The organism is Micromonospora sp. DT15 (genome assembly GCF_049841475.1).
GTDB lineage: Bacteria > Actinomycetota > Actinomycetes > Mycobacteriales > Micromonosporaceae > Micromonospora.
Map to the genome: position 1 here is coordinate 118,787 of NZ_JBNCKJ010000006.1, position 24,550 is coordinate 143,336.

Annotated in this window: 21 protein-coding genes; 7 read left to right on the forward strand and 14 right to left on the reverse strand. The window is 71.6% G+C overall.

All coding sequences use genetic code 11. The features are described from left to right. Positions 1 to 12: 12 nt before the first annotated feature. A complete protein-coding gene (gene aspS, locus ACLQ3F_RS15200; RefSeq protein ID WP_355009226.1) occupies positions 13 to 1,818 on the reverse strand; it encodes an aspartate--tRNA ligase in 1,806 nt (601 codons plus the stop codon). A gap of 154 nt (positions 1,819 to 1,972) precedes the next feature. Here aspS and ACLQ3F_RS15205 point away from each other — a divergent pair, with 154 nt between their 5' ends. After that, positions 1,973 to 2,707, forward strand: a complete 735-nt coding sequence (locus ACLQ3F_RS15205) for a DUF998 domain-containing protein (RefSeq protein WP_425849455.1) — start codon at positions 1,973 to 1,975, stop codon at positions 2,705 to 2,707. A gap of 120 nt (positions 2,708 to 2,827) precedes the next feature. After that, on the forward strand, positions 2,828 to 3,451 hold the full coding sequence (locus ACLQ3F_RS15210) for a DUF998 domain-containing protein (protein WP_425849457.1): 624 nt from the start codon (positions 2,828 to 2,830) through the stop codon (positions 3,449 to 3,451). A 76-nt stretch (positions 3,452 to 3,527) separates the two neighbouring features. Here ACLQ3F_RS15210 and ACLQ3F_RS15215 read toward each other — a convergent pair whose 3' ends face one another. Together ACLQ3F_RS15215 and ACLQ3F_RS15220 are read right to left on the reverse strand one after the other, a co-directional pair. Then, entirely contained in the window at positions 3,528 to 4,574 is a 1,047-nt protein-coding gene (locus ACLQ3F_RS15215) for a S1 family peptidase (protein ID WP_357206823.1), read from the reverse strand. Between the two features lie 298 nt (positions 4,575 to 4,872). Continuing rightward, on the reverse strand, positions 4,873 to 5,349 hold the full coding sequence (locus tag ACLQ3F_RS15220) for a winged helix-turn-helix transcriptional regulator (RefSeq protein ID WP_425849460.1): 477 nt from the start codon (positions 5,347 to 5,349) through the stop codon (positions 4,873 to 4,875). Between the two features lie 55 nt (positions 5,350 to 5,404). Here ACLQ3F_RS15220 and ACLQ3F_RS15225 point away from each other — a divergent pair, with 55 nt between their 5' ends. Further along, positions 5,405 to 5,911, forward strand: coding sequence for a PaaI family thioesterase (locus ACLQ3F_RS15225; RefSeq protein WP_425849461.1), 507 nt, complete (start codon positions 5,405 to 5,407; stop codon positions 5,909 to 5,911). 110 nt (positions 5,912 to 6,021) lie between these two features. Here the strand turns inward: ACLQ3F_RS15225 and ACLQ3F_RS15230 are convergent, their stop codons facing one another. From ACLQ3F_RS15230 to ACLQ3F_RS15240, 3 genes are all read right to left on the reverse strand, one after another. Continuing rightward, complete coding sequence (locus ACLQ3F_RS15230) at positions 6,022 to 6,963, reverse strand: acyl-ACP desaturase (RefSeq protein ID WP_181518646.1); 942 nt, start codon at positions 6,961 to 6,963, stop codon at positions 6,022 to 6,024. A 71-nt stretch (positions 6,964 to 7,034) separates the two neighbouring features. Beyond that, complete coding sequence (hisS, locus tag ACLQ3F_RS15235) at positions 7,035 to 8,363, reverse strand: histidine--tRNA ligase (protein WP_396794562.1); 1,329 nt, start codon at positions 8,361 to 8,363, stop codon at positions 7,035 to 7,037. 73 nt (positions 8,364 to 8,436) lie between these two features. Further along, positions 8,437 to 9,147, reverse strand: a complete 711-nt coding sequence (locus tag ACLQ3F_RS15240) for an MBL fold metallo-hydrolase (protein WP_238659786.1) — start codon at positions 9,145 to 9,147, stop codon at positions 8,437 to 8,439. A 270-nt stretch (positions 9,148 to 9,417) separates the two neighbouring features. On the opposite strand from ACLQ3F_RS15240, the gene ACLQ3F_RS15245 reads away from it, so the two are divergent. Together ACLQ3F_RS15245 and ACLQ3F_RS15250 are read left to right on the forward strand one after the other, a co-directional pair. Further along, complete coding sequence (locus ACLQ3F_RS15245) at positions 9,418 to 10,302, forward strand: peptidylprolyl isomerase (RefSeq protein ID WP_357206832.1); 885 nt, start codon at positions 9,418 to 9,420, stop codon at positions 10,300 to 10,302. 59 nt (positions 10,303 to 10,361) lie between these two features. Beyond that, complete coding sequence (locus ACLQ3F_RS15250; protein WP_357206834.1) at positions 10,362 to 11,204, forward strand: peptidylprolyl isomerase; 843 nt, start codon at positions 10,362 to 10,364, stop codon at positions 11,202 to 11,204. A 78-nt stretch (positions 11,205 to 11,282) separates the two neighbouring features. Here the strand turns inward: ACLQ3F_RS15250 and ACLQ3F_RS15255 are convergent, their stop codons facing one another. The 8 genes from ACLQ3F_RS15255 to ruvC form a co-directional block, all read right to left on the reverse strand. Further along, positions 11,283 to 13,805 carry a RelA/SpoT family protein gene (locus ACLQ3F_RS15255; protein WP_425849464.1) on the reverse strand — a complete coding sequence of 841 codons (2,523 nt, stop codon included), beginning with the start codon at positions 13,803 to 13,805 and terminating at the stop codon, positions 11,283 to 11,285. A gap of 197 nt (positions 13,806 to 14,002) precedes the next feature. Continuing rightward, complete coding sequence (locus ACLQ3F_RS15260) at positions 14,003 to 14,569, reverse strand: adenine phosphoribosyltransferase (RefSeq protein ID WP_357260364.1); 567 nt, start codon at positions 14,567 to 14,569, stop codon at positions 14,003 to 14,005. A 78-nt stretch (positions 14,570 to 14,647) separates the two neighbouring features. Then, positions 14,648 to 15,847: a protein translocase subunit SecF gene (gene secF, locus ACLQ3F_RS15265; RefSeq protein WP_357199599.1), complete on the reverse strand. Its 1,200-nt coding sequence runs from the start codon at positions 15,845 to 15,847 to the stop codon at positions 14,648 to 14,650. A gap of 1 nt (position 15,848) precedes the next feature. Further along, positions 15,849 to 17,768, reverse strand: a complete 1,920-nt coding sequence (gene secD / locus ACLQ3F_RS15270; protein WP_425849467.1) for a protein translocase subunit SecD — start codon at positions 17,766 to 17,768, stop codon at positions 15,849 to 15,851. Positions 17,769 to 18,048: 280 nt separating this feature from the next. Beyond that, complete coding sequence (gene yajC / locus ACLQ3F_RS15275) at positions 18,049 to 18,387, reverse strand: preprotein translocase subunit YajC (RefSeq protein WP_357199605.1); 339 nt, start codon at positions 18,385 to 18,387, stop codon at positions 18,049 to 18,051. Between the two features lie 139 nt (positions 18,388 to 18,526). Next, complete coding sequence (gene ruvB, locus ACLQ3F_RS15280; protein ID WP_357199608.1) at positions 18,527 to 19,594, reverse strand: Holliday junction branch migration DNA helicase RuvB; 1,068 nt, start codon at positions 19,592 to 19,594, stop codon at positions 18,527 to 18,529. Positions 19,595 to 19,669: 75 nt separating this feature from the next. Next, positions 19,670 to 20,272, reverse strand: a complete 603-nt coding sequence (ruvA, locus tag ACLQ3F_RS15285) for a Holliday junction branch migration protein RuvA (protein ID WP_210784947.1) — start codon at positions 20,270 to 20,272, stop codon at positions 19,670 to 19,672. After that, the gene (ruvC, locus tag ACLQ3F_RS15290) at positions 20,269 to 20,796 is read right to left on the reverse strand and encodes a crossover junction endodeoxyribonuclease RuvC (RefSeq protein ID WP_112584546.1); all 528 of its coding nucleotides are present in this window, start codon (positions 20,794 to 20,796) and stop codon (positions 20,269 to 20,271) included. The genes ruvA and ruvC overlap by 4 nt, the downstream gene beginning before the upstream one ends. A 946-nt stretch (positions 20,797 to 21,742) precedes the next feature. On the opposite strand from ruvC, the gene ACLQ3F_RS15295 reads away from it, so the two are divergent. Both ACLQ3F_RS15295 and ACLQ3F_RS15300 read left to right on the forward strand, forming a co-directional pair. Then, on the forward strand, positions 21,743 to 22,525 hold the full coding sequence (locus tag ACLQ3F_RS15295) for a 3-hydroxybutyrate dehydrogenase (protein ID WP_425849468.1): 783 nt from the start codon (positions 21,743 to 21,745) through the stop codon (positions 22,523 to 22,525). 14 nt (positions 22,526 to 22,539) lie between these two features. Further along, complete coding sequence (locus ACLQ3F_RS15300) at positions 22,540 to 24,459, forward strand: helix-turn-helix domain-containing protein (RefSeq protein ID WP_357199615.1); 1,920 nt, start codon at positions 22,540 to 22,542, stop codon at positions 24,457 to 24,459. The last annotated feature ends 91 nt before the right edge of the window (positions 24,460 to 24,550 follow it).

The following is a 24,550-nucleotide window of genomic DNA, read 5'->3' on the forward strand; positions in this document are numbered from 1 at the left end:
ATGGGGGTGCGGTCAGACCGGGTCTGCCACCGGGGCTGCGGGGCCGGCCGTTCCGGTGTGGGCGGTTGCGGCGGGCTTGGGCTTGGCGTCGATGCCGGCCTCGGTGCGCTGCTGTGCGGTGATCGGGGTGGGCGCACTGGTCAGCGGGTCGAAGCCACCCCGGGTCTTCGGGAAGGCGATGACCTCGCGGATGGAGTCGGCACCGGCGAGCAGCATGCAGACCCGGTCCCAGCCGAACGCGATGCCGCCGTGCGGCGGGGCGCCGTACTTGAACGCCTCCAGCAGGAAGCCGAACTTGTCCTGCGCCTCCTCGGGGGTGATGCCGAGCAGGTCGAAGACCCGCTTCTGCACGTCACCCCGGTGGATACGGATCGACCCGCCGCCGATCTCGTTGCCGTTGCAGACGATGTCGTACGCGTACGCCAGGGCCCGGTCCGGAGCCTCCTCGAACCGGTCGACCCACTCCGAGTTCGGCGAGGTGAACGGGTGGTGCACGGCCGTCCAACCGCCCTCGTCCGTGCGCTCGAACATCGGCGCGTCGACCACCCAGCAGAACGCCCAGGCGCTCTCGTCGATCAGGCCGGACCGCTTGGCGATCTCGACGCGGGCCGCCCCGAGCAGCTCCTGTGCCTCCCGGGTGGTGGCGCTCGCGGCGAAGAAGACCGCGTCACCCGGCTTCGCGCCGACCGCGTCGGCGAGCCCGCCCAGGTGCTCGGCGGAGAGGTTCTTCGCCACCGGGCCACGTGCCTCGCCGGTCTCCGCGTCCAGCACCACGTACGCCAGACCGCGCGCGCCACGCGCCTTCGCCCAGTCCTGCCAGCCGTCCAGCTCCTTGCGGCTCTGCGCCGCGCCGCCCGGCATCACCACCGCGCCGACGTACCCGCCCGCGTCGATGGCCCCGGCGAAGACCCGGAACTCGGTGCCGCGCAGGTACTCGGTCAGCTCGGTCAGCTCGACGCCGTAGCGCAGGTCCGGCTTGTCCGAGCCGTACCGTGCCATCGCGTCGTGCCAGGTGATCCGCGGGATCGGACGGCTGATCTCGTGCCCGGCCAGGTCCTTCCACAGCGCCGAGACGATCGCCTCACCAAGGTCGATCACGTCGTCCTCGGTCACGAACGACATCTCGATGTCGAGCTGGGTGAACTCCGGCTGCCGGTCGGCGCGGAAGTCCTCGTCGCGGTAGCAGCGGGCGATCTGGTAGTACCGCTCCATGCCGCCCACCATCAGCAGCTGCTTGAACAGCTGCGGCGACTGCGGCAACGCGTACCAGCTGCCGGGCTGAAGCCGCACCGGCACCAGGAAGTCGCGGGCCCCCTCCGGCGTCGAGCGGGTCAGCGTCGGCGTCTCGATCTCCAGGAAGTCCCGCTCGTGCAGCACGCCCCGGGCCAGCTGGCTGGCGCGCGAGCGCAGCCGCAGCGCGTTCGCCGGGCCACTGCGGCGCAGGTCCAGGTAGCGGTACCGCAGTCGGATGTCGTCGCCGGCCTCGATCTGGTCGTCCACCGGCAGCGGCAGCGGCGCCGCCTCGGAGAGCACCTCCAGCTCGACGACGGTCACCTCGACCTCGCCGGTGGGCAGCTCCGGGTTCTCGTTGCCGGCCGGGCGGCGGGTCACCTCACCGACGACCTTCACGCAGAACTCGTTGCGCAGCGCGTGCGCGTCTTCCTCGCGGAACACCACCTGGACAACACCGGAACCGTCGCGCAGGTCGACGAAGATGACCCCGCCGTGGTCGCGGCGGCGGGCCACCCAGCCGGCGAGCGTCACCGTCGAGCCGGCGTCCGCGGCGCGCAGGCTTCCGGCATTGTGGGTACGGATCACGGCTGGCAACTCCTCATCGTGGAACAGTCCTCACCCGCATTCTGTCAGGGGTGGCCGCCCCGCCTCCGGGCACCCGGCAGGCCGGCACGATTCGCTGGTGGGGTGGACCCGCGAACCCGACTCCCCCGGCAGCCGAGCCGGTTAACGTGGCGAAATGCGGCCCGTACCGAACTGGGCCGTCGCCACGGCGGCGGCGGCACCCGTGCTGCTGGTGGCTGGTTGGACGGTGGCGGAGGCCCGACAGCCCGTCGGGTACGACCCGGTCCGGGACACCATCAGCGAGTTGGCAGGACAGGACGCCACCGACGCCTGGATCATGGTGGTGGCCCTGGTGCTGCTCGGCTGCTGCTACCTGTCGGTCGCCGCCGTCCTGCACGCAGCCGGGCTGCCCAGCCGTTTCCTGCTCGCGATCGGTGGGGTGGCCACCATCGCGCTCGTCGCCTTTCCCCGGCCGCCGGTAGGCGGTTCACTCAGCCACGGCGTCGCGGCGACGGTGGCCGTTCTCGCCCTGGTGCTCTGGCCGGCCGGCTCGGCACTGCGGCTGCCGCGCGGCCACGACACCGAGCACCCCACCCGATCGGAGCCGCCCTGGGCGTTCCGCCGGGCGGTCGGGCTGAGCGCCACGCTTGTGTTGCTCGCGCTCTTCGGCTGGTGCGCGTTCGAGGTGACCAGTGGCTCCCGCACGGGGTTGGCCGAGCGGGTGACGGCGGTGGCGGTCTCCCTCTGGCCGCTGCTGGCGGTTCTCTCCGCCCGGCGGGCGCACCTCGCCTGGTCGACCGGCGGCACCGTACGCGTCGGCCCGGACCTGCCGACCATCGGCGTCGTACCCCCGGATCCCCTCGGACCACCGAGCGGGCCTGCTTCCGGGCGCCCCGACCGGCTGCCGTGAGTCGGCGGCCCGTCTGATCTTTCCGTCGCCCGCGCCTGTTCGAGCGTCCGCACCGGCGGCCGGTCAGCCCGAGCATGCGGCCCGGAAGCGGCGCCGGTCTCGCATCGTTACGATCGCCCGATGTCCACCGTTCCCCGTTGGGCCCTGCTGTCAGCCGGCGGCGCACCACTGTTCCTTGTCGGCGGCTGGACTCTGGCGCAGGCCGCCCAGCCCGACGGGTTCGACCCGGTGCGGCAGACCATCAGCGCGCTCGCCGCGACGGGTGCGGACCATCGCTGGATCATGACGGTCGGGCTGGTCGGCCTGGGCCTCTGCCATCTGACGACCGCGCTCGGCCTGGTCAGCGCCGCACCGGCGGGCCGAGCGCTACTCGCATTGGGCGGGCTGGCGACCCTGGTCGTGGGCGCGTTCCCGCAGCACCCGACCGGTGACTCGACGACCCACGCCGTGGCCGCCGGTGTGGCGTTCGGGGCGTTGGCCGTCTGGCCGGCCCTGGCGGTGCCGCGTCGCGCGAGGCCGTCTCTCGACCGCGAGCACCGCCACGCTCCGGCTTTCGTACGCCGGCTGGCGCTCGCGGCGGCGGTGGTCCTCGTCGCGCTGGTGGGCTGGTTCGCCGCCGAGCTCTTCACCGACGGAGCATGGATCGGGCTGACCGAGCGGCTGGCTGCGGCCGCCGAGGCGGGCGTACCGCTGGCCGCCGTGCTGGTCTCCCGGGGCCGACCGGGACCGTCCGGGCCCGGCTGAGTGTCGTCGTGTTCGGTGGCTGTCAACGCGACGCGGGCCGCCGGAGAGTTCCGGCGGCCCGCGAGCGGTGCGTGGATCAGAAGACGCTGACGCCGTAACGGCTGAGCGCCTCGGTGACCGGCTGGAAGTAGGTCGTGCCACCGGTGCGGCAGTTGCCGCTACCACCGGAGGTCATACCCAGGGCGGTGCCGCCGGCGAAGAGCGAGCCGCCGCTGTCGCCCGGCTCGGCGCAGACGTTGGTGCGGATCAGACCGGAGACCGAACCCTCGGCGTAGTTCACCGTGGCGTTGGTCGCGTTCACCGAGCCGCTGCGCAGGCCGGTGGTGCTGCCGGAGCGCTGCACCGACTGGCCGACCGACGCGTTGCCCGAGCCGGTGATGTCGCGGAAGCTGCCGTTGTAGAGGGAGACGTTGCCGGCGGCGTTGGCCGAGTTGCTGTGCCGCACGATGCCGTAGTCGTTGCCCGGGAAGCTGGTGCCGGTACGGGTGCCGATCAGCGAGGTCTGGCCGGAGTTCGAGTACCAGCTGGCCGAGATGTTGGTGCAGTGCCCAGCCGTCACGAAGTAGTAGGTGCTGCCACTGCGCACGTTGAAGCCGAGCGAGCAGCGCCCGCCCCCGCCGGCGTAGATGGCCTGGCCGCCGGAGATTCGGGTGCTCAGCACGCCCGCCTCGGCCTCGACCCGGACCGCGCCGTTGGCGCGCGCGGCGGCGGCCTTGACCCGCTCCAGCTTGGCCCCGGTGACGGTGCTGTCGACGGAGACGACGACCTGGTTGGTGACCGGGTCACTCCACCAGGCGGTGCCTGGGATCTTGGCGGAGCGCTCCAGCTCGGCGGTGGCCCGGTTGAGCTCGGCGGCACCGCGGGTGACGTAGCGGACGACGGCGCCGGCCTTGCTCGCCTTACTGGCGGCGGCCGCGTCGGTCACCGTGACGACGGATTTGCCGCTGGCGTCGATGTACGAGCCGGCGGAGCGGTCGCCGAGTTCCGCGGAGATCGCGGCGGCGGCGTCGGGGGACGCGGCAGGAGCGGCCTGGGCGGGCGCGCCGATGAGCGAGCCGACGACCAGGGTTCCGGAAACGGCGACTGTGGCCGCAACGCGGAATGAGGACCTCGTGGGTCGCATGTAACAAACCTCCTGGGCGGGGGAGCGGGTCTGCCGGGGGCGACTGACCCGAGGGCAACGCGGCCGATCTGGGGAAACCGGCCGGCTGAGACTGAAGTATTCACATACTTAAGATCATTAACAAGGCTTGGATTCGCCCGAATTCGTCGACCTCGGCTGGTCGCACGGCCGCAACACCCCCGACACGCTGGTGAACAGCCACCGTCACACCCAATCGGCGACCGCCGCACTTTCAGCGCGTACGGTCATCGATGTCTGCTCTGAGTCGCCGCTCAGCGTGGGGCGCGCCCTCGTCGGGTCAGGGGGTACGGCGTCGGGCGCCGGGGCCCGGGCTGGGTACCACGTCACGTGGCCGCCCCACGTCGTGACCGTCGGCGCAGCGCAGGTCGGCGCGTACCTCGGCGCCGCAGTCGCGGTGCGTGACGCGCAGCGGTGGGCCCTCCGCGTCGGCGAGGTACCGGTCGCCCCAGGCGAGGACGGCGACCAGCACCGGCCACAGGTCCAGGCCCTTGTCCGTGAGCCGGTACTCGTGGCGCAGCCGACTGCCGGGCTCCCGGTACGGCTCGCGACTGAGCACGCCCTGCTCCACCAGGGTGGCGAGCCGGTTGGTCAGCACCTGACGCGGAATGCCGGTGCGTACCCGCATGTCGTCGAAGCGGCGTACGCCGGTGAACACCTCACGGAGGACCACCAGAGTCCACCGCTCACCGAGGACCTCCATCGCGCGGGCGATGGTGCAGTTCTCAACTGACCAGTCCAGAGCCGCGGGTCGCATCCGACCAGGCTAGATCTCGTTGACAGACTCAGCAACCGGCTGACAGGCTGCGTCCATGACGCAGACGCAGGAACCAGCGCGCAGCCGTACCTTCACGTGGGCGGACCCGGCGACCAACGCCGCCCAGGTCGGTCGGCGAAGCGGCCTCGACATGCTCCGGGCGATGATCGCCGGCGAGCTGGCCGCGCCGCCGGTGATGCACCTTCTCGACATGGCCAGGATGGAAGCCGACGAGGGCCGGGTCGTCGTCGAGCTGACTCCACAGGAGTTCCACTACAACCCGCTCGGCAGCGTCCACGGTGGCGTGCTCTCGACCCTGCTGGACACCGCCGCGGCGTGCGCCGTGCACACCACCCTGCCCCCCGGGGTGGGCTACACCTCGCTGGACCTCAACGTGAAGTTCCTCCGCCCGGTCACCGTCGACAGCGGCACCCTGCGCTGCGAGGGCACCGTGCTGCAACGCGGCCGCCGTACGGCCCTGGCCGAGGCTCGCATCACCGACGCCACCGACCGCCTGGTAGCCCACGCCACCAGCACCTGCCTCCTCCTCCCCCTCCCCTGACCCCACCTCCTTCCCAAGTTGATCATGAAGTTATTGCCCCGACACGCCGACGCGAGTGGCAACAACTTCATGATCAACAGGCTGGTGACAGGGGGACAGGGTGGGGTGGGTTAGCGGAGGGCTAGGCGGGCGGCTCGGGCGTCGCGCTTCTCCTCGAAGCGGCTCGCGGCGCGGTCCAGGTTCTCCAGCTGGGCGGCGAGCTGCTCGCGGGCGGCCTCACCGTCGGCGTTGAGGCCGGTCACGTTGAAGACGTCCCACTGACGCAGGACCGGCTGCAGCACCTCGTCGCGGTGCTGGCGCAGGTCGTAGATGCCGGCCAGGGCGATCGCCACCGACTTGCGGGCGAACCCGTCGATGCCGCTGCCCGGCATCTGGAAGTCGGCCACCACGTCGGCGACGGCCCGCATGGCCTGGCTCGGGGCCAGCTCGAACGCCGCAGCGAGCAGGTTGCGGTAGAAGACCATGTGCAGGTTCTCGTCGGCGGCCACCCGGGCCAGCAGCGCCTCGCAGGTGGGGTCGCCGGTGGCCTTGCCGGTGTTGCGGTGCGAGATCCGGGTGGCCAGCTCCTGGAACGAGACGTACGCCAGCGAGTGCAGCACCTCGTCGCCGTGGGCGTTGGTGTAGCCCTCCGACATGTGCGTCATCCGGGCCCGCTCCAACGCCACCGGGTCGACCGCCCGACTGACGGTCAGGTAGTCGCGGATCGCGACGCCGTGCCGACCCTCCTCGGCGGTCCACCGGTGCACCCAGGTGCCCCACGCGCCGTCGCGACCGAACAGGGTGGCGATCTCGTGGTGGTACGAGGGCAGGTTGTCCTCGGTCAGCAGGTTCACGATCAGCGCGGTGCGGGCCACGTCCGGGATGGTGGAGTCGGTCGGTGACCACGCCTCGCCGCCGAGCGGGCCGTCGAAGGTCCGCCCCTCGCTCCACGGCACGTACTCGTGCGGGAACCACTCCTTGGCGAGCGAGAGGTGGCGGTCCAGGTTGCGGGCGACAACCGGCTCCAACTCGACGAGCAGCGCGGTCTGGCTCACTGTGGTGCTGACGGTCACGAGAAACTCCCTACGGTGGCGTAACTTACGCTACCGTAGGTCCCCGCGGCCGTCAGCGCCAGTGGGGGCGCTCAACCGACAGTGGGTTTGAGGTCTCCCGGGGGTGGCGTCCACTCCCCCGCACCGGCCGTGACCTGCTCACCGGAGCGGATGTCCTTCACCTCGTCCGGCGCTCCCTCGGCACCGGGGAACCACACGTACGGGATACCGCGCCGCTCGGCGTAACGGATCTGCTTGCCGAACTTCGCCGCACTCGGCGACACCTCGGTAGGCACCCCGCGCCGCCGCAGCGCCTCGGCCACCCGGTTGCTGGCCGTACGGTGCTCCTCGCTGGTCACCGCGACGAGCACGGCGGTCGGCACCTCCCGCGAGACCGACAGCTCCCCCGCGCCGAAGAGCAGACCGAGCAGCCGGGTCACACCGATCGAGATCCCCACCCCCGGGTACGAGACAGCGCCGGCGCTGGCCAGATTGTCGTACCGGCCGCCGGAGCAGATGGAGCCGAAGCGCTCGTAGCCGCGCAGCTGGGTCTCGTAGACGGTGCCCGTGTAGTAATCCAGCCCGCGGGCGATGCGCAGGTCCGCCACGCAGAGGCCGGGCGAGTGCTCGGCGGCGGTGTCCACCACCCGGACCAGCTCCTCGATGCCCTCGTCGAGCAGCGGGTCGCTCACCCCGAGCGCCCGGACGGCGTCGGCGAACGAGGCGTCCGGGGCGGAGATCTCGGCCAGCGCCAGGCACGCCTTGGCCTGCGCCTCGCTCGCCCCGGCAGTCTGGGCCAGCAGCTCGGCCACCTTCGCCGGGCCGATCTTGTCGAGCTTGTCCACGGCCCGCAGCGCCGCCTCCGGGTCGGTCAGCCCGATGCCCCGGTAGAAACCCTCGCAGATCTTGCGGTTGTTGACCTGGATCGTCACCGGTGGGATCGGCAACGACCGCAACGCGTCCCCGATCACCAGCGGCATCTCCGCCTCGTGGTGCGCGGCCAGGGTGTCCCGGTCGACGATGTCGATGTCGGCCTGGACGAACTCCCGGTAGCGGCCCTCCTGCGGCCGCTCGCCCCGCCACACCTTTTGGATCTGGTAGCGGCGGAACGGGAAGCTCAGCTTGCCGGCGTTCTCCAACACGTACCGGGCGAACGGCACTGTCAGGTCGAAGTGCAGGCCGAGCTGGTCGTCACCACCGGCACCCTCGGCGTCGGCGTGCAGCCGCCGGATCACGTAGACCTCCTTCGAGGTCTCGCCCTTGCGCAGCAGCTGGTCCAGCGGCTCCACGGCGCGGGTCTCCAGCGGCGCGAAGCCGTACAGCTCGAAGGTGGCCCGGATCCTGTCGAGCACGAACTGCTCGATCATTCGCTGTCCGGGAGTCCACTCCGGGAAGCCGGAGATGGGCGTGGGCTTGCTCATCGGCGTACTCCTTGCGGTCCCGCGCCGGTGGCGCGGTGGTGTCGTGGGTCCGCGCGCGGCGCGGACAGAAGATCTAGAGGCCCCGGGTGGGAGCGGCCGGCGACGTGCCAGCCACCTCGATGAGGTACGGGTTGCTGGCGCGCTCGCGGCCGATGGTGGTGCTGGGGCCGTGGCCGGGCAGCACGACGGTGTCGTCGGCCAGCGGGAGGATCTTGTCGCGCAGGCTGGTGAGCATGGCCGGCATGCTCCCGCCCGGCAGGTCGGTGCGGCCGATCGACCCGGCGAAGAGGACGTCACCGGAGAGGCACAGCTCGTCAGCCTCCCAGCCCGACCCGGCGCCCGGCAGCCGGAACAGCACCGACCCGCCGGTATGGCCCGGGGCATGGTCGACGGCGATCTCCAGGCCGGCGAGTGTGAGGGTGGCGCCGTCGGTCAACTCCGCCACGTCCTCCGGCTCGGTGTAGCTCAGCCGGCCGCCGAAGAGCGATGTCAGGTCGGTCGAGAGGCCCTTCGACGGGTCGGCCAGCATCTCCCGGTCACCGGGGTGCACGTACGCCGTGATGCCGCGTGCGCCGCAGACAGGCGCGACCGAGAAGGTGTGGTCGAGGTGGCCGTGGGTGAGCAGCACGGCGGCCGGATGCAGGCGGTGCTCGGCGAGCAGCGCGTCGAGCTGGTCGAGCACCCCGATGCCCGGGTCGACCACCACGCACTGCTCCCCCGGCGCGGTGGCAACCACGTAGCAGTTGGTGCCGAAGGCGTCCGCGGGAAAGCCGGCCACGAGCACAGGCGCTGTCCTTTCCGTCGAGCATCTGTCGTCCTGCACAGCAGCCTATCGGGCGGGCCGAGCGAGTTTGCCGCGTCCGTCCCACACGTCCCGCCAGGCACAGTGACAACCTCCGATAAGCGCTGCTCGGGATGGGGTGGACCTCGTACACCACATTCCCAGTCACTAGCCGTACACTCTGGCGGGCGTGTGGCGCGGCACACGTGACGCCCGGACGGGCCGGGGCGACCGGCCGCCGGCGACGACCAGGTAGAGGAAAGGGGAGCACCGGTGGCTTCCAGCAGGGACCGGCAGCGCAAACTGGCGCGGGCCAAGCTCGACCGGCAGTTGGCTCGCCGGGCCGCCTCGACGCGGCGCCGACGGCAGATCCAGGCCGGAGTTGGCGCCGCTCTGATCCTCGTGCTGGTCGTGGCCGGCTCAGCCTGGGCGCTCGGGGCGTTCGACTCCGACCCGAAGCAGAACACGGCCGCGGAGGACACCTGCCTCTGGACGCCGCAGGACGCGACGGCCAACACCAACCTCAAGGACGTCGGCACGCCGGCCACCAAGGATCTGCCCACCGACGGCACCCGGGCGATGACCGTGACCACCAACCAGGGCGCGCCGATCACCGCGGAACTGAACCTGACCAACTCTCCGTGCGCGGCGGCGAGCATCGCCCACCTGGCGAGCCGGTCGTTCTACGACAACACCAAGTGCCACGAGATCACCGCCGAGGGCGCGCTGCGCTGCGGCGACCCCAGCGGCACGGGTCTTGGTGGGCCGACCTACTCGTTCTACGACGAAGAGGTGCCGACCGTGCCGTCGGCGTCGCCGTCGGCCAGTCCGGCCCCCGGCCAGCCGCCGACGTACCCGAAGGGCACGGTGACGATGGTCTCCAACCCGCCGGGCAGCAACGGCAGCCAGTTCCTGATCTTCTTCAAGGACTTCACCACCGCCGACCCGAAGTACCCGGTCATCGGCCGGGTGACCGGCGGGCTTGACGTGGTGGAGAAGATCGGCGCCCTCCCGACCGTGGACAATGGGACCGGGGCGAAGGTCAAGCCCAGCACCGATGTGACGATCCAGAGCCTCACGGTCGGTGAGCCGGTCACCGGTGCGGCACCGGCTCCGTCGGCCTCCGGCACCCCGGCCAGCAGCCCGAGCGCCGGCTGACCGGGCGCCACCAACAACCCAAGCGGCACCCAGCAGCAGACAGCCAGGAGGATCCAGGCGTGACGTCCACCAGAGAGCGGCAGCGCGCGGCGGCACGCGCCCGGCTCGAGAAGGAGATGGCCGAGCGCGCGGCCAAGGCCCGCAAGCGCCGGCAGACGACGGCGATCGTCAGCGCGGCTGCCGCGCTGGTGCTCGTGGTCGCCGGCACCGTCTGGCTGGCGGTGAGCCTCGGCGGCGACGACGACGACAAGAGCGACACCGCCGCGCCGGCGGCCGGTGCGGCCGAGTGCGCGTACAACGCGCTGCCCACCGACCAGCGGCCCCCGCAGATCAAGGACGTGGGGGTGCCGAGCAACGAGCAGTCCGCCACGGGCGTGCAGACCATGACGATCGACACCAACCTCGGCCCGATCACGGCCAAGGTCGACCGGTCGTTGGTGCCGTGCACGGCGGGCAGCTTCACCTACCTCGCGGAGAAGAACTTCTTCGACAACACCAAGTGCCACCGCCTCGTGAGCGAGGGCATCAAGGTGTTGCAGTGCGGTGACCCCAGCGCCACCGGCAACGGCTGGCGGGACACCGACGGCCAGGGCGGCCCGAGCTACCGCATGGCCGAGGAGAACCTGCCCACCGACAAGCGCCCGCCGTACCCGGAGGGCGTCATCGCGATGGCCAAGTCGCAGGATCCGGGGAGCACCGGCAGCCAGTTCTTCATCGTCTACGGCGACTCGCCGCTGGACCCGGCGTACACGGTGCTGGGCACCATCACCGGCGGCATGGACCTGGTCAAGGACGTGGCCAAGGCCGGCGACGACGGGGCGTTCGCCCAGCAGGCCGGCGGCGGCCACCCGAAGAAGGAGGTCATCATCAAGGACCTCACGATGAGCAACCCGCAGGGCTGACCCCACGCGCACGACGAAGCGCCCGCCGGCTGAGCCGGCGGGCGCTGTCGTATTCCCAGGGTACGGAGTACGGGCCGCTCAGGCCCCGGAGGTGACCCGGTAGGCGTCGAAGACGCCGTCGACCTTGCGAACCGTGGCCAGCAGGTGGCCCAGGTGCTTCGGGTCGGCCATCTCAAAGCTGAACCGGCTCACCGCCACCCGGTCACGGGTGGTGGTGACGGTAGCGGAGAGGATGTTGACCCGTTCGTCGGAGAGCACCCTTGTGACGTCGGCCAGCAGCTTGTGTCGGTCCAGGGCCTCGACCTGGATGGCGACCAGGAACGTCGACGCGGAGGTGAGCTTCCAACTCACCTCGACGACCCGCTCGCTCTGCGCGCGCAGGTCCTCGGCGTTGGCGCAGTCGTCGCGGTGCACGCTCACCCCGCCGGAGCGGGTGACGAAGCCGAACACCGAGTCCGGTGGGACCGGTGTGCAGCAGCGGGCCAGCTTGATCCAGACGTCGCTGACGCCCCGGACCACCACGCCCGGGTCGCTGCTGCTCTGCCGGCTGCGGGGAGGCCGGGTGGCGACGGCGGTCTCGGCGATGTCCTCCGCCGCGCCCTCCTCGCCCCCGTACGCGGCCATCAGCTTCTGCACCACCGACTGCGCGGAGACCTGACTGTCGCCGACCGCCGCGTAGAGCGACGCCACATCGGCCAGGTGCAGGTCCCGCGCGATCGACATGAGCGCGTCGGAGGTGAGCATCCGCTGCAACGGCATGCCCTGCTTGCGCATCGCCTTGACGATCGCGTCCTTGCCGGCCTCGATCGCCTCCTCGCGCCGCTCCTTGTTGAAGTACTGGCGGATCTTCGTCCGGGCGCGAGGGCTCTTGACGAAGCCCAACCAGTCCTGCGTCGGGCCGGCCGTCTCGGACTTCGACGTGAAGATCTCGATCACGTCGCCGTTGGACAGCGTCGATTCCAGCGGCACCAGCTTGCCGTTGACCCGCGCGCCGATGCACTTGTGCCCCACCTCGGTGTGCACCGCGTACGCGAAGTCCACTGGCGTCGACCCGGTCGGCAGCGGGATGACGTCACCCTTCGGGGTGAAGACGTACACCTCCTGGCTGGACAGGTCGAAGCGCAGCGCGTCCAGGAACTCGCTCGGGTCGGCCGCCTCACGCTGCCAGTCGAGCAACTGCCGCAGCCAGGTCATCTCGTCGATGTGCGCGGGCGGGCCGACGATCTGGGTGCCCTTGTGCTCCTTGTACTTCCAGTGCGCGGCGATGCCGAACTCCGCGGTGCGGTGCATCGCGTACGTGCGGATCTGCATCTCCACCGGCTTGCCGGTGGGCCCGATGACAGTCGTGTGCAACGACTGGTACATGTTGAACTTGGGCATCGCGATGTAGTCCTTGAACCGGCCCGGCACCGGCTGCCAGTTGGCGTGGATGACCCCCAGCGCCGCGTAGCAGTCGCGAACCGTGTCGACCAGGATCCGCACACCGACCAGGTCGTAGATGTCGTTGAAGTCGCGACCCCGCACGATCATCTTCTGGTAGATCGAGTAGAGGTGCTTCGGCCGCCCGGTGGTCTCCGCCTTGATCTTGGCGGCCTTCAGGTCCGTCTGCACCTTCTGCGTCACCTGCCGCAGCAGCGCCTCGCGCTGCGGCTGGTGCTCCCCGATCAGCCGGTTGATCTCCTCGTAGCGCTTCGGGAACAGCGTGCCGAAGGACAGGTCCTCCAGCTCCCACTTGATCGTGTTCATACCGAGCCGGTGCGCCAGCGGCGCCAGGATCTCCAGGGTCTCCTTGGCCTTCTGCTCCTGCTTGGGGCGGGGCAGGAAGGTCAGGGTGCGCATGTTGTGCAGCCGGTCGGCCAGCTTGATCACCAGCACCCGCGGGTCCTTGGCCATGGCCACGACCATCTTGCGGATCGTCTCGGCCTTGGCCGCGTCACCCAGCTTGACCTTGTCGAGCTTGGTGACGCCGTCGACCAGCAGGGCGACCTCGCCACCGAAGTCGGCGCGCATCTGGTCGAGGGTGTACTCGGTGTCCTCGATGGTGTCGTGCAGCAGCGCGGCGACCAGCGTGGTGGTGTCCATCCCCAGGTTGCCGAGGATCGTCGCCACGGCGAGGGGATGGGTGATGTAGGGGTCACCGGACTTGCGGTACTGCCCGGAGTGCCACCGCGCGGCCGTGTCGAAGGCGCGCTGGAGCAGCCGGGCGTCCGCCTTGGGGTGGTTGTCCCGATGGCTGGCGATGAGCGGCTCCAGCACCTCGCTGACCTGGGAGGTCTGCCAGGGCGCGTTGAACCGGGCCAGCCGGGCCCGGACCCGCCGACCGGTGGGCGCGTTGGACAGCCCGAACCCGCCGCTGGGCGACGGGTCGATGCCGGCGTCGGTCGGGAACGGCACCACGACGCCATCGGCGCCAGGGGACGCCTCGACGCTCGGCGGGCCGCTGGTCGGCTTCACCGCGCTCTCGCCGGGAGCCCGGCCGGAGCCGTTGCCGTTGCCCGTCACCCGGGCCGGCGCGTCGCCTGTCGGGTCGGTCACCGAGCCGTCAGCGTCGCCTGTCGGGTGCACCGTGCCCTCCGCCGGAGGGACGACATCGTGGGACACCGGCCTCCTCACCGCTCGCCGGAAACACGCCGGCCGAAGATCGGCCGACCTGGTCTCGCCCGCCGGACGGGATACCGCCGGCGTCAGCAAAGGGCAATGCTACCCGCACGGACGGCCCCCTGCCGCTCCGCCGGACGGTCGGCGCCGCGTCCATCCGACCGGTCCGGGACCAAACGGTCAGCAGAGTACCGACCGGCTCAAACAGTCAACAGGGCGTGGACGGGACGCGGCGCCAGTCGCTCGCGCCCACCCAGGAAGCCGAGTTCCAGCAGCACAGTGAAGCCGGCGACGGTGCCACCGGCCCGCTCGACCAGGTCCAGCGTCGCCTCGGCCGTGCCACCGGTGGCCAGCACGTCGTCGACCACCAGCACCCGGTGCCCGGCGGTGAAGGCGTCCTCGTGCACTTCGAGGGTGGCTTCGCCGTACTCCAACTCGTAGGAGACCGAGTGCGCGGGGCGCGGCAGCTTGCCGGCCTTGCGCACCGGCACCACGCCCATCCCGGTCGCGTACGCGATGGCCGCCGCGACGACGAACCCGCGCGCCTCGATGCCGACCACCACGTCGAAGGTGTCCCGCCCGTGGTGGGCAACGATGCCGTCGATCACCTCACGGAAGACCGTGCCGTCGGCGAACAGTGGCATCAGGTCCTTGAACATGACGCCGGGCTTGGGAAAGTCGGGCACGTCCAGCACCCGACTGGCGACCAGTCGGGCCACCTCCGGGCCACTGTCCCCGTGCGCTACGGCGCTGTGGGTCTCCGTCACGGCTGTTTCGCTCTCCTTCGACGACGAACGGCGTCCGGCAACAGCATGCCGGACGCCGTTCGGGTGTTTCCTGTCGGGTCAGCGCCGCTTGGCGCCACCCGGCCGGTTGCCGCCACCACCCGGGCGACCGCCCCGGGCACCGGTGGACCGCTTGCCCGCCGGCCGAGCGCCCACCTTGGGGGCGGCACCGGCCAGCGCGGCGGCGTCCTGGTCGACCGGCTCGTCGGTCGCGTCGGCCTGGGCCACCGGGCTCGCGGCAGCACCCTTACCGGTGACCTCGCCGCGGCTGATGGCGCCCCGCCGGGTCAGGACGCGCTTGTTGTGCGCCTGGATCCGCGGGTCGTAGTTCTTCAACAGCGCCAGCAGCGGGGTGGCCACCAGGATGGAGGTCAGGAACGCCACCGCCATACCGACGAACAGCACCAGACCCAGGTCCTTCAGCGTGCCGGCACCGAGCAGGCCGGCACCGATGAAGAGCAGACCACCGACCGGCAGCAGGGCGACCACCGAGGTGTTCAACGACCGCATCAGGCTCTGGTTGACGGCCAGGTTGGACGCCTCGGCGTACGTCTGGTTGTTGTTGGCGGTGATGCCCCGGGTGTTCTCCTGGACCTTGTCGAAGACCACCACCACGTCGTAGAGCGCGAAGCCCAGAATGGTGAGGAAGCCGATGATCGTCGACGGGGTGACCTCGAAGCCGACCAGTGAGTAGATGCCGGCGGTGAGGATCAGGTTCGTGATCAGCGAGGCGACGGCGGCCACGGCCATCCGCCACTCGAAACGCAGGATCAGGTAGACCATCACCAGCGCGATGAAGATGACCAGACCGAGTACGGCCCGCTCGGTCACCTGGCTGCCCCAGGCCTCACTGACCTGGTTGTCGCTGATCTGGTCGGCGCTGATGCCGAGGTCCTCGGCGATCTGGGCCTTGACCGCGGTGGCCTGGTCGGCGCTGAGCTGCGGCGTGCGGAGCTCGTAGGAGTCGCCGCCCGGACCGCCGACCTTCTGCGTGGTGGCCACCGTGACGCCGGTGTTCTCGGCGGCGAGGGCCGAGTTGACCTCCCGCTCGGCGTCGTCCAGGGTGCCGACGCTCGCCGGGACCTGGAACGAGTTGCCGCCGGCGAACTCGATGCCCAGGCTGAACCCACGGATCGAGAAGCTGAGGATCGCGATCAGGACCAGGAGCCCGGCGACGCCGAACCAGAGCTTGCGTCGACCGACGATGTTGAGACCGGCCTCGCCGTTGTAGAGGCGGCTCGCCAGACCGTTTTGAGCCATCTCAGGCCTCCTTGGCGCGCGGGTTGCGGGGCTGAGTCGGCTGGTTGCGAGCCGGCAGTGCTCGGCCCAGACCGCTGACCCGCGGGGACAGGAACGCCTGGGTCCGGGCGAACATCGTCATGATCGGGTGCCGGAAGAGGAAGACCACGACCAGGTCCAGCACGGTGGCGAGGCCGAGCGCGAACGCGAAGCCCTTGACGGTGCCGACCGAGACCACGTAGAGCACCACAGCGGAGAGCAGGGTGATCGCGTTGGCCGAGATGATCGTCCGACGGGCCCGGATCCAGGCGCGGGGCACCGCGCTACGCGGGCTGCGCCCCTCCCGGATCTCGTCTTTCAGTCGTTCGAAGTAGATGACGAACGAGTCCGCCGCCACACCGAGCGAGACGATCATTCCGGCGATGCCGGCGAGGGTGAGCGTGAAGCCGATCTGCCGGCCGAGCACCACCAGCGCGCCGAAGACCAGCAGCGCGGAGAGGATGAGGCTCAGGAAGATCACCGAGCCGAGCAGCCGGTAGTAGAAGAACGCGTAGATGATGACCAGCAGCATGCCGATGCCGGCAGCGAGCAGACCGGCGCGCAGGTGGCTGGCACCCAGCGTCGCGGTGACGTTCTGCGCTTCCTGCTGCTCGAAGGTCACCGGCAGCGCGCCGTAGCGGAGCTGACCGGCAAGGGTGCTGGCGTCCTTCTGGGTGAAGGTGCCGGTGATCTGGGAGTTGCCGGTCAGCACGCCCTGGATCTCCGGGGAGGAGACGATCTTGTTGTCCAGCACGACGGCCACCCGGCACTTGCCGTCCTGGCCCAGGGCGGTCGCGTCGCAGGCCTGGCCCTCGTTGTTGAACGCCTCACGGGTCAGCGAGGTCCACTTGCCCTGACCGTCACCGGTGAAGTCCAGGCTGACCACCCAGGCGTTGGTCTGGTCGAGCACCGCGTCGGCGTCGGACACGTCGGTGCCCAGCACCTTGGCCTGGTCGAGCAGGTACTTCGACGCGCCGTCCTCGCAGGAGACCACCTGCTGCTTCGCGTCGGAGATCGACGCCGGGGGGCGCTGGTCGAGCTGCGCGCAGCCGATCGTCGGCACGTTGAACTGCATCTGCGCCGGCAGCACCGCGACCTCCTGCGGAGACAGCGTGCCAAACGGCTTGAGCTTCTCGGCCAGCGACGGGTCGGCGGTCAGATCGGCCGGGGCCTGCAACCCGTTGGCGGCCTGCCACGCGGCGGCGCCGACCTTCTGCTCGACGGCCTTGCGCTGCTCCTCGACGCTGGCCGGCACCGGCTCGGCACTGGCGCTGGCGCTGGGCGCGGCGGCGCTCGGCGAGGCCGTGGCGGACGCGGAGGGGGTCGGCGTGGCGCTGGGCGACGCCGGGGCCATTCCGCCCTGACCGCCGCTGGGCGACGAGGTCACCTTCGGCGAGGCGCTGCCGGACGGGGTCGCGGCACCGGACGGGGTCGCGCTGCCGGTCGGGGCGGCGCTGCCGGACGGGGTCGGCGCGGCGGCGGGCGGCGCCTCGGCCACCCCGCTGCCGGACGCGGCCTTGAGCACCTTGCGGAAGCGCAGCTCGGCCGCTTCGCCCACGTCGTCGAGGTTCCGGTTCTCACCGGGCAGGGAGATGACGATGTTGCGGTTGCCCTCGGTGACCACCTCGGCCTCGGCCACGCCGAACGCGTTGACCCGACTCTCGATGATCTCGCGGGCCTCCTCGAGGTTCTCCGCCGTCGGGGGCTTGCCGTCGACGCTGTTGGTCGCCTCCAGTGTCACCCGCGTGCCGCCGATGAGGTCCAGGCCGAGCTTGGGCTCGAGCCGGTCCTTCCAGCTGCCGCTGGCGCCGGCGAAGAACACCAGAAGATAGAGGACCACGAAGATGAACCCGAGCACGGCGAGCTGCCGCCCGGGGCGCATCTGTCCCTGAGGTGGTGCCACGGCTGTCCTGTCTCCCTGTACGGTCGCGCCGCTGTCACAGCGGCGGCGGTGTCGGGCCGGGGGTCCCGCCCGACGGGTCTGCCTTGAGCCGACGGAATGCCGACACGAGGACCGGGCGCCCCCGGCGCGGAACGCCGACGGTCACGGGAACGTGCCGACGCCCGGCGTCGACCCAACTATCCAGTTTTCACGTCTCGCCCGCTGCCCCGTCCGGGCGCGACGACCCCGGAAGCCGGCCGACCGGCCGTACGCCGCAATCGCCGCTCCCCGAGGGAAGGGGTCACTCCTTGACGGTGTCCGCGTCCTCGGTGACCGGCTCGCTCGGCAGCTCCGCGCGGGTGACGACCCGCGCGATGGCCGGGCGGGCGTACCGGGTCTGCACGCCCGGGGCGACCTCGATCAGGACGGTGTCGTCCTCGATGCCGGTGACAGTGCCGTAGAGCCCACCGATGGTCACGACCTCGTCGCCGGGGCCGAGGTTGGACTGCATCGCCTCTGCCTCTTTGCGGCGCTTCTGCTGCGGCCGGATCATCATGAAGTACATGACACCGAAGAGCAGGGCGATCATCAGGATCGGCGTGAAACCGCCGGCCCCGCCACCCGCTGCTGCCAATTGCACGGTTACTGACCTTCCCATTGGCCACCTGCCCGGCACCGGGGTGCCGGAGCGGAGGCGGATTCTCACGTCCTGTACAGACCGCGGCGAAGTCTAAACCCTGCACCTGGGAACGCCGAATGCGGCACAGATCACGTTCACATCACGGCTGATCGACGTCCAAGGAGAACAAGTCGGGCACAGGTGGACTATCCACACCAAATGTACCATTCGGTGGAGTGCGTCCCAGATGCCGCCAAGCGGCCTCGGTCGCCACCCGACCCCTGGGCGTACGGGCCAACAACCCGGCCCGCACCAGGAACGGCTCGCAGACCTCCTCGACCGTGTCCGGCTGCTCCCCCACCGCCACCGCGAGGGTGGACAACCCGACCGGGCCGCCCCGGAACGAGTCGACCAACGCGGTCAACACCGCCCGGTCCAGCCGGTCCAGGCCGAGCGCGTCCACGTCGTACACGATCAGGGCCGCACGCGCGGTGTCGAGATCGACCACCCCGTCCGCCCGGACCTCGGCGTAGTCGCGCACCCGGCGCAGCAACCGGTTCGCGATCCGGGGCGTGCCCCGGGACCGACCGGCGATCTCGATGGCGCCCTCCGGGGTGATCGGCACCCCCAGGATTCGCGCCGAACGGTGCAGCAGCGTCTCCAGATCCGCCGGCGCGTAGAAGTCGAGATGCGCCACGAAGCCGAACCGGTCCCGCATCGGCCCGGTCAACAGACCCGAACGGGTCGTCGCGCCGACCAGGGTGAACGGCTCGACGTCCAGCGGGATCGCCGTCGCACCGGGCCCCTTGCCCACCACCACGTCGACCCGGAAGTCCTCCATCGCGCTGTACAGCAACTCCTCGGCTGGCCGCGCGATCCGATGGATCTCGTCGATGAAGAGCACGTCGCCCTCGGCGAGGCTGGTCAGGATCGCCGCCAGATCGCCGGAACGCTCGATCGCCGGGCCGCTGGTCACCCGGATGCCCGCGCCCAGCTCGGCGGCGACGATGTTGGCCAGACTCGTCTTGCCCAACCCGGGTGGGCCGGAGAGCAGAATGTGATCCGGCGGCGACCCCCGCCGCATCGCGCCCTGCAACAACAGGTCGAGCTGGTCGCGTACCCGGTCCTGGGCGATGAACTCGGCCAGCCGCCTCGGCCGCACCGTGGCCTCCGCGTCCCGATCGGCGTCGCTGACGTACGCCGAGACGAGCCCTTCGGTCTCACTCATCGAGCCGCCTTCATTCGCGACTGCGGGGCTCGCAAACCCGGCTCACTCCTCGCGCTCATCGTGCCGCCCGGGCGGTCATCGGGTGCGGCCCAGCAGTCGGATGGCCTGCTTGAGCAGGACCGGCACCGGCGGGGTCTCACCCTCGATCGACTCCGCCACCGCGGCCACCGCCTGATCGGCCTGCCCGGCCGTCCAACCCAGCCCCACCAGCGCCTGCCGGACCTGGTCGGGCCAGCTGCCGCGGGTCACCCCGGCCGCCCCGTCGGCGCCGATCGGCACCGGGCCGATCCGGTCCCGTAGCTCCAGCACCAGACGTTCCGCGCCCTTCTTGCCGATCCCGGGTACGCGGGTCAGGGCGGCCGTGTCCGCGTTGGCGATCGCCTTGCGTACCGCGTCCGGGGTGTGCACCGCCAGCACCGCCTGGGCCAGTCGCGGGCCGACGCCACTCGCGGTCTGGAGCAGCTCGAACAGGGACTTGGCGTCATCGTCCGCGAAGCCGTAAAGAGTCAGCGAGTCTTCCCGCACGATCAAACTGGTGGCGAGCCGGGCGACCTGGCCGACCCGCAGCTCCGCGAGGGTCCCCGGGGCGCAGTGCACGGCGAGCCCGACCCCGCCGACCTCGATCACCGCCTGGTCCGGACCCGTCGCGGTCACCGTGCCGCGCACGCTGGCGATCATCGTGCTCCTCCTCGTCGTGCCCGGTCCGCCGCGGCGGCCAGCTTGGAGCGGGTCCCGCCGCGCCACACATGGCAGATGGCCAGGGCCAGCGCGTCGGCGGCGTCCGCCGGCTTCGGCGGCTCGGCCAGCCGCAACAGCCGGGTCACCATCGCGGTCATCTGCGCCTTGTCGGCCTGGCCGGACCCGGTCACGGCGGCCTTCACCTCGCTCGGGGTGTACGTCTGCACCGGCAGCCCGGCCCGCGCCCCGGCCAGCACGGCGATGCCACTGGCCTGCGCGGTGCCCATCACGGTACGAACGTTGTGCTGACTGAACACGCGCTCGACGGCGACGCTCTCCGGTTGATGCTCGGCCACCAGCTTGTTCAGCGACCGGTCCAGGTGCAACAGGCGCAACGCCAGGTCGTCGGCCGGGTCTGTGTAGACCACGTAGTAGGCGACCAGGGTGCAGGGCCGGCCGGGCACACCCTCGACCACACCCACCCCGCACCGGGTCAACCCCGGGTCCACACCGAGCACGCGCACGCCGCCCCCTCCCCAGCCGTCAGCAGTACGTGTGTTCGACACCCTAACCGGCGCCCTTCCCACCAGCCCCACGGGACACGCCCTCCCACACCCCCACGCCCCCAACGCCCCCAACGCCCCCACGCCCTATCCCCCGCGCCCCGCGCGCCCGCCCCCACGCCCCACGCCCCACGCCCCACGCCCCACGCCCCCAACGCCCCCGCCCTATCCCCCGCGCCCCGCGCGCCCGCCCCCGCGCCCCGCGCGCCCCGCGCCCCGCGCCCCGCGCGCCCCGCGCCCCGCGCGCCCCGCGCCCCGCGCGCCCCGCGCCCCGCGCGCCCCGCGCCCCGCGCGCCCCGCGCGCCCCGCGCCCTCGCGCCCTCGCGCCCTCGCGCCAAGATCTGCGCAACATGCTGGATGTTGCTGCCTCCGGCGCGCGAGAGACAGCAACATCCCTGATATTGCGCGGATCTTGACGACAAACGCCGCTCCGACTGACCGGGGGGGTCTGCGGGGCGGCCACCCCTCGTCAAGGTCACGCTCGATCCAGGATTTAGTGGCAACGGCGCGCCTGGATGCCACTACATCCAGGATGTTGCGCGATCTTGCGGCGCGCGGCGTGGCGGGGTGTGGCAGAGGCCGGGCCCGGCAGCGGGAGGCCCGGCATGGGCGGCGCGAGGCCCGGCAGGCCCGGAGAGACGGGCGGCGCGGGGCGGCGCGGGGCGGGGCGGCGCGCGGGGCGGGGCGCGGGGCGGGGCGGGGCGGCGAGACGGGCGGCGCGGCGCGGGATCGGGTGGAAGGGGGCGGTGGGTGGGGGCGGTGGGTGGGGGCGGTGGGTGGGGGCGGTGGGTGGGGGCGGTGGGTGGGAGCGGGTAGTAGGGGGCGGGTGGGGCCACACAGCTTTGGTACGGAGTATGTGTCGCTGGCCCATGTGCCGGGGAGCACACAGCTCGTAACTTCTTGCGCCATGACGGCAGAACCCGTGGTGGTCCCCCACGTCGTACAGCTCGACCTCTCCGGTCGGACCGCCCTGGTCACCGGGGGTGGCGGCGGTATCGGGCGGGCGTGCGCCCTGCGGCTGGGCGCGGCCGGCGCCAAGGTGCTCGTGGTGGACCGCAACCTGGAGGCGGCCAAGGCGGTGGCCGCCGAGGTCGGTGGCCGGGCCGAGGGCGTGGACCTGTCCGACGCCGCGGCGGTGGATTCGCTCGACGTGGACGTGGACATCGTGGTGAACAACGCCGGGCTCCAGCACGTCGCACCGTTGCAGGACTTTCCCGTCGAGCGGTTCGAGTACATCCAGCGGGTGATGGTGGAGGCGCCGTTCCTGCTGATCCGCCGGGCGCTGCCGCACATGTACGCGCGGGGCTGGGGGCGGATCGTCAACATCTCCTCGGTGCACGGGTTGCGCGCCTCGCCGTACAAGGCGGCCTACGTCTCGGCCAAGCACGCCCTGGAGGGGCTGTCGAAGGTGGTCGCGTTGGAGGGGGCCGCGCACGGCGTCACCGCCAACTGCATCAATCCGGCGTACGTGCGTACCGCGCTGGTGGAGAGCCAGATCGCCGACCAGGCGGCCAGTCACGGCATCGACGAGGCCGAGGTGATCGAGAAGATCATGCTGGCCCGGGCCGCGATCAAACGGTTGATCGAGCCGGAGGAGGTGGCCGAGCTGCTGGCGTACCTCTGCTCGCCGCCGGCGGCGTTCATCACCGGGGCGTCGATCGCCCTCGACGGGGGCTGGACGGCCAACTAGTGGGGCTGAGCACAATGTCGACCATGTCTTCGCCGGTGGAGTTCCTGGAGCTGCTCGCCCGAGAGGCCGCGGCGGTCGAGTTCGAGGGACCGCTGGTGGCCGCGCGGGCCGCCGGGCTACCGCCGGACCGGCTGGCCGAGCTGGAGCAGGCCAAGTCGGTGGCGTTGCGGGTCCGCGCGCTGCTGGAGCGTCGCCGCCGCCGGGAGAGCGAGCTGTCCGGCCTGTACGACACGGTCAGCGACCTGGCGGGGCTGCGCGATCTGGACGACGTGTTGCGGGCGATCGTGCACCGGGCCCGTCATCTGCTGGGCGCGGACGTGGCGTACATGACGCTCAACGACGACGAACGTGGCGACACCTACATGCGGGTGACCGACGGGTCGGTCTCGGCCCGTTTCCAGCGGCTGCGTCTGCCGATGGGTGCCGGTCTCGGTGGCCTGGTGGCCCAGTCCGGTGCCCCGTACGTGACCGCCAACTACGGCGAGGACGCGCGCTTCCACCACACCGGCGAGATCGACGCCGGGGTGGGCGAGGAGGGTCTGGTGGCGATCCTGGGGGTGCCGCTGCGGCTCGGTTCGACCTCCATCGGCGTGCTCTACGCGGCCAATCGTTCGGCCCGGCCGTTCGTTCGGGAGGAGGTGGCGCTGCTGGTGTCGCTGGCCGCGCACGCCGCGGTGGCCATCGACACCGCCCGGCTGCTGACCGAGACCCGTTCGGCGTTGGCCGAGTTGTCGGCGGCGAACACCACCATTCGGGCGCACAGCAGCTCGGTGGAGCGGGCCGCCGCGGCACACGACCGGATGACCGCGCTGGTGCTGCGCGGCGGCGGCGTGGAGGACGTGGCGGCCGCGGTGACCGAGGTGCTGGGCGGCGCGCTGCTGGCGCTGGACGCCGAGGGCCGCCTGCTGGCCCGGGTGGGTGAGATCGAGGAGCCGGACCGCGCGGACATCGTCGAGGCGGTGGCCGCGTCCCGGACCGAGGGGCGCAGCGTACGTCGGGGTCCGCTCTGGTACGCGGCGGTGGTGGCGGGCGCGGAGAACCTGGGCGCCCTGGTGCTGCGCCCGGACGACGAGTTGGTCGACGCCGACCAGCGCATCCTGGAGCGGGCCGCCTTGGTGACCGCGCTGCTGCTGCTGTTCCGCCGCACGGTCGCGGAGGCGGAGGGACGGGTGCGTGGCGAGTTGCTGGACGACCTGATCGCCCGCCCGCTGCGCGACACCGACGCGCTGCGCAGTCGGGCCCGTCGGCTCGGGGTGGACCTGGACGCGCCGCACGTGCTGGTGGCGGTGGGCGACGACGCGATCGCCGCGACCGGCTCGGCTCGGCAGCGGGTGCTGTCCTGGGCCACCACGTACGCGTCGGCGCGCGGCGGGCTGGCCGCGGCGCGCGACGGCCGGGTGGTGCTGATGCTGCCGGGGCTGGACGCGGGCGGCAGCGCCCGCGCAGTGGCCCGGGACCTGTCCCGGGTGACCGGTCGACCGGTGACCGCCGGGGCGAGTGGCCCGTCGAACACGCCGTCGGCGCTGGCCCTGACGTTTCAGGAGGCGGACCGGTGCCTGACGGCGCTGGGCGCGCTGGGCCGCGCCGGGCAGGGCGCGAGCACCGTGGAGTTGGGCTTCGTCGGGTTGTTGCTGGGCACTGTCGGGGACCGGGGCGAGAAGGACGTGACCGAGTTTCTCACCGCCACCGTCGGGCCGGTGCTCGACTACGACGCCCGGCGCGGTACGGCTCTGGTGAAGACGCTGGAGGCGTACTTCGGTGTGGGCGGCAGCCTGGCCCGGGCCGCCGAGCAACTGCACGTGCACGTCAACACGGTGACCCAGCGGTTGGAGCGGGTCGGGCAGTTGCTCGGTGTCGACTGGCAGCGGCCCGAGCGGGCGCTGGAGGTGCAGCTCGCGCTGCGCCTGCACCGACTGCGCACACCAGCCGGCTGACCGACGCCGGCCGGCGGCAGGAACGCCGCCGACCGAGCAACCAGCGTCGGCGGACAACAGCCGCCGACCGAGCACCCGGTGTCAGCGGGCG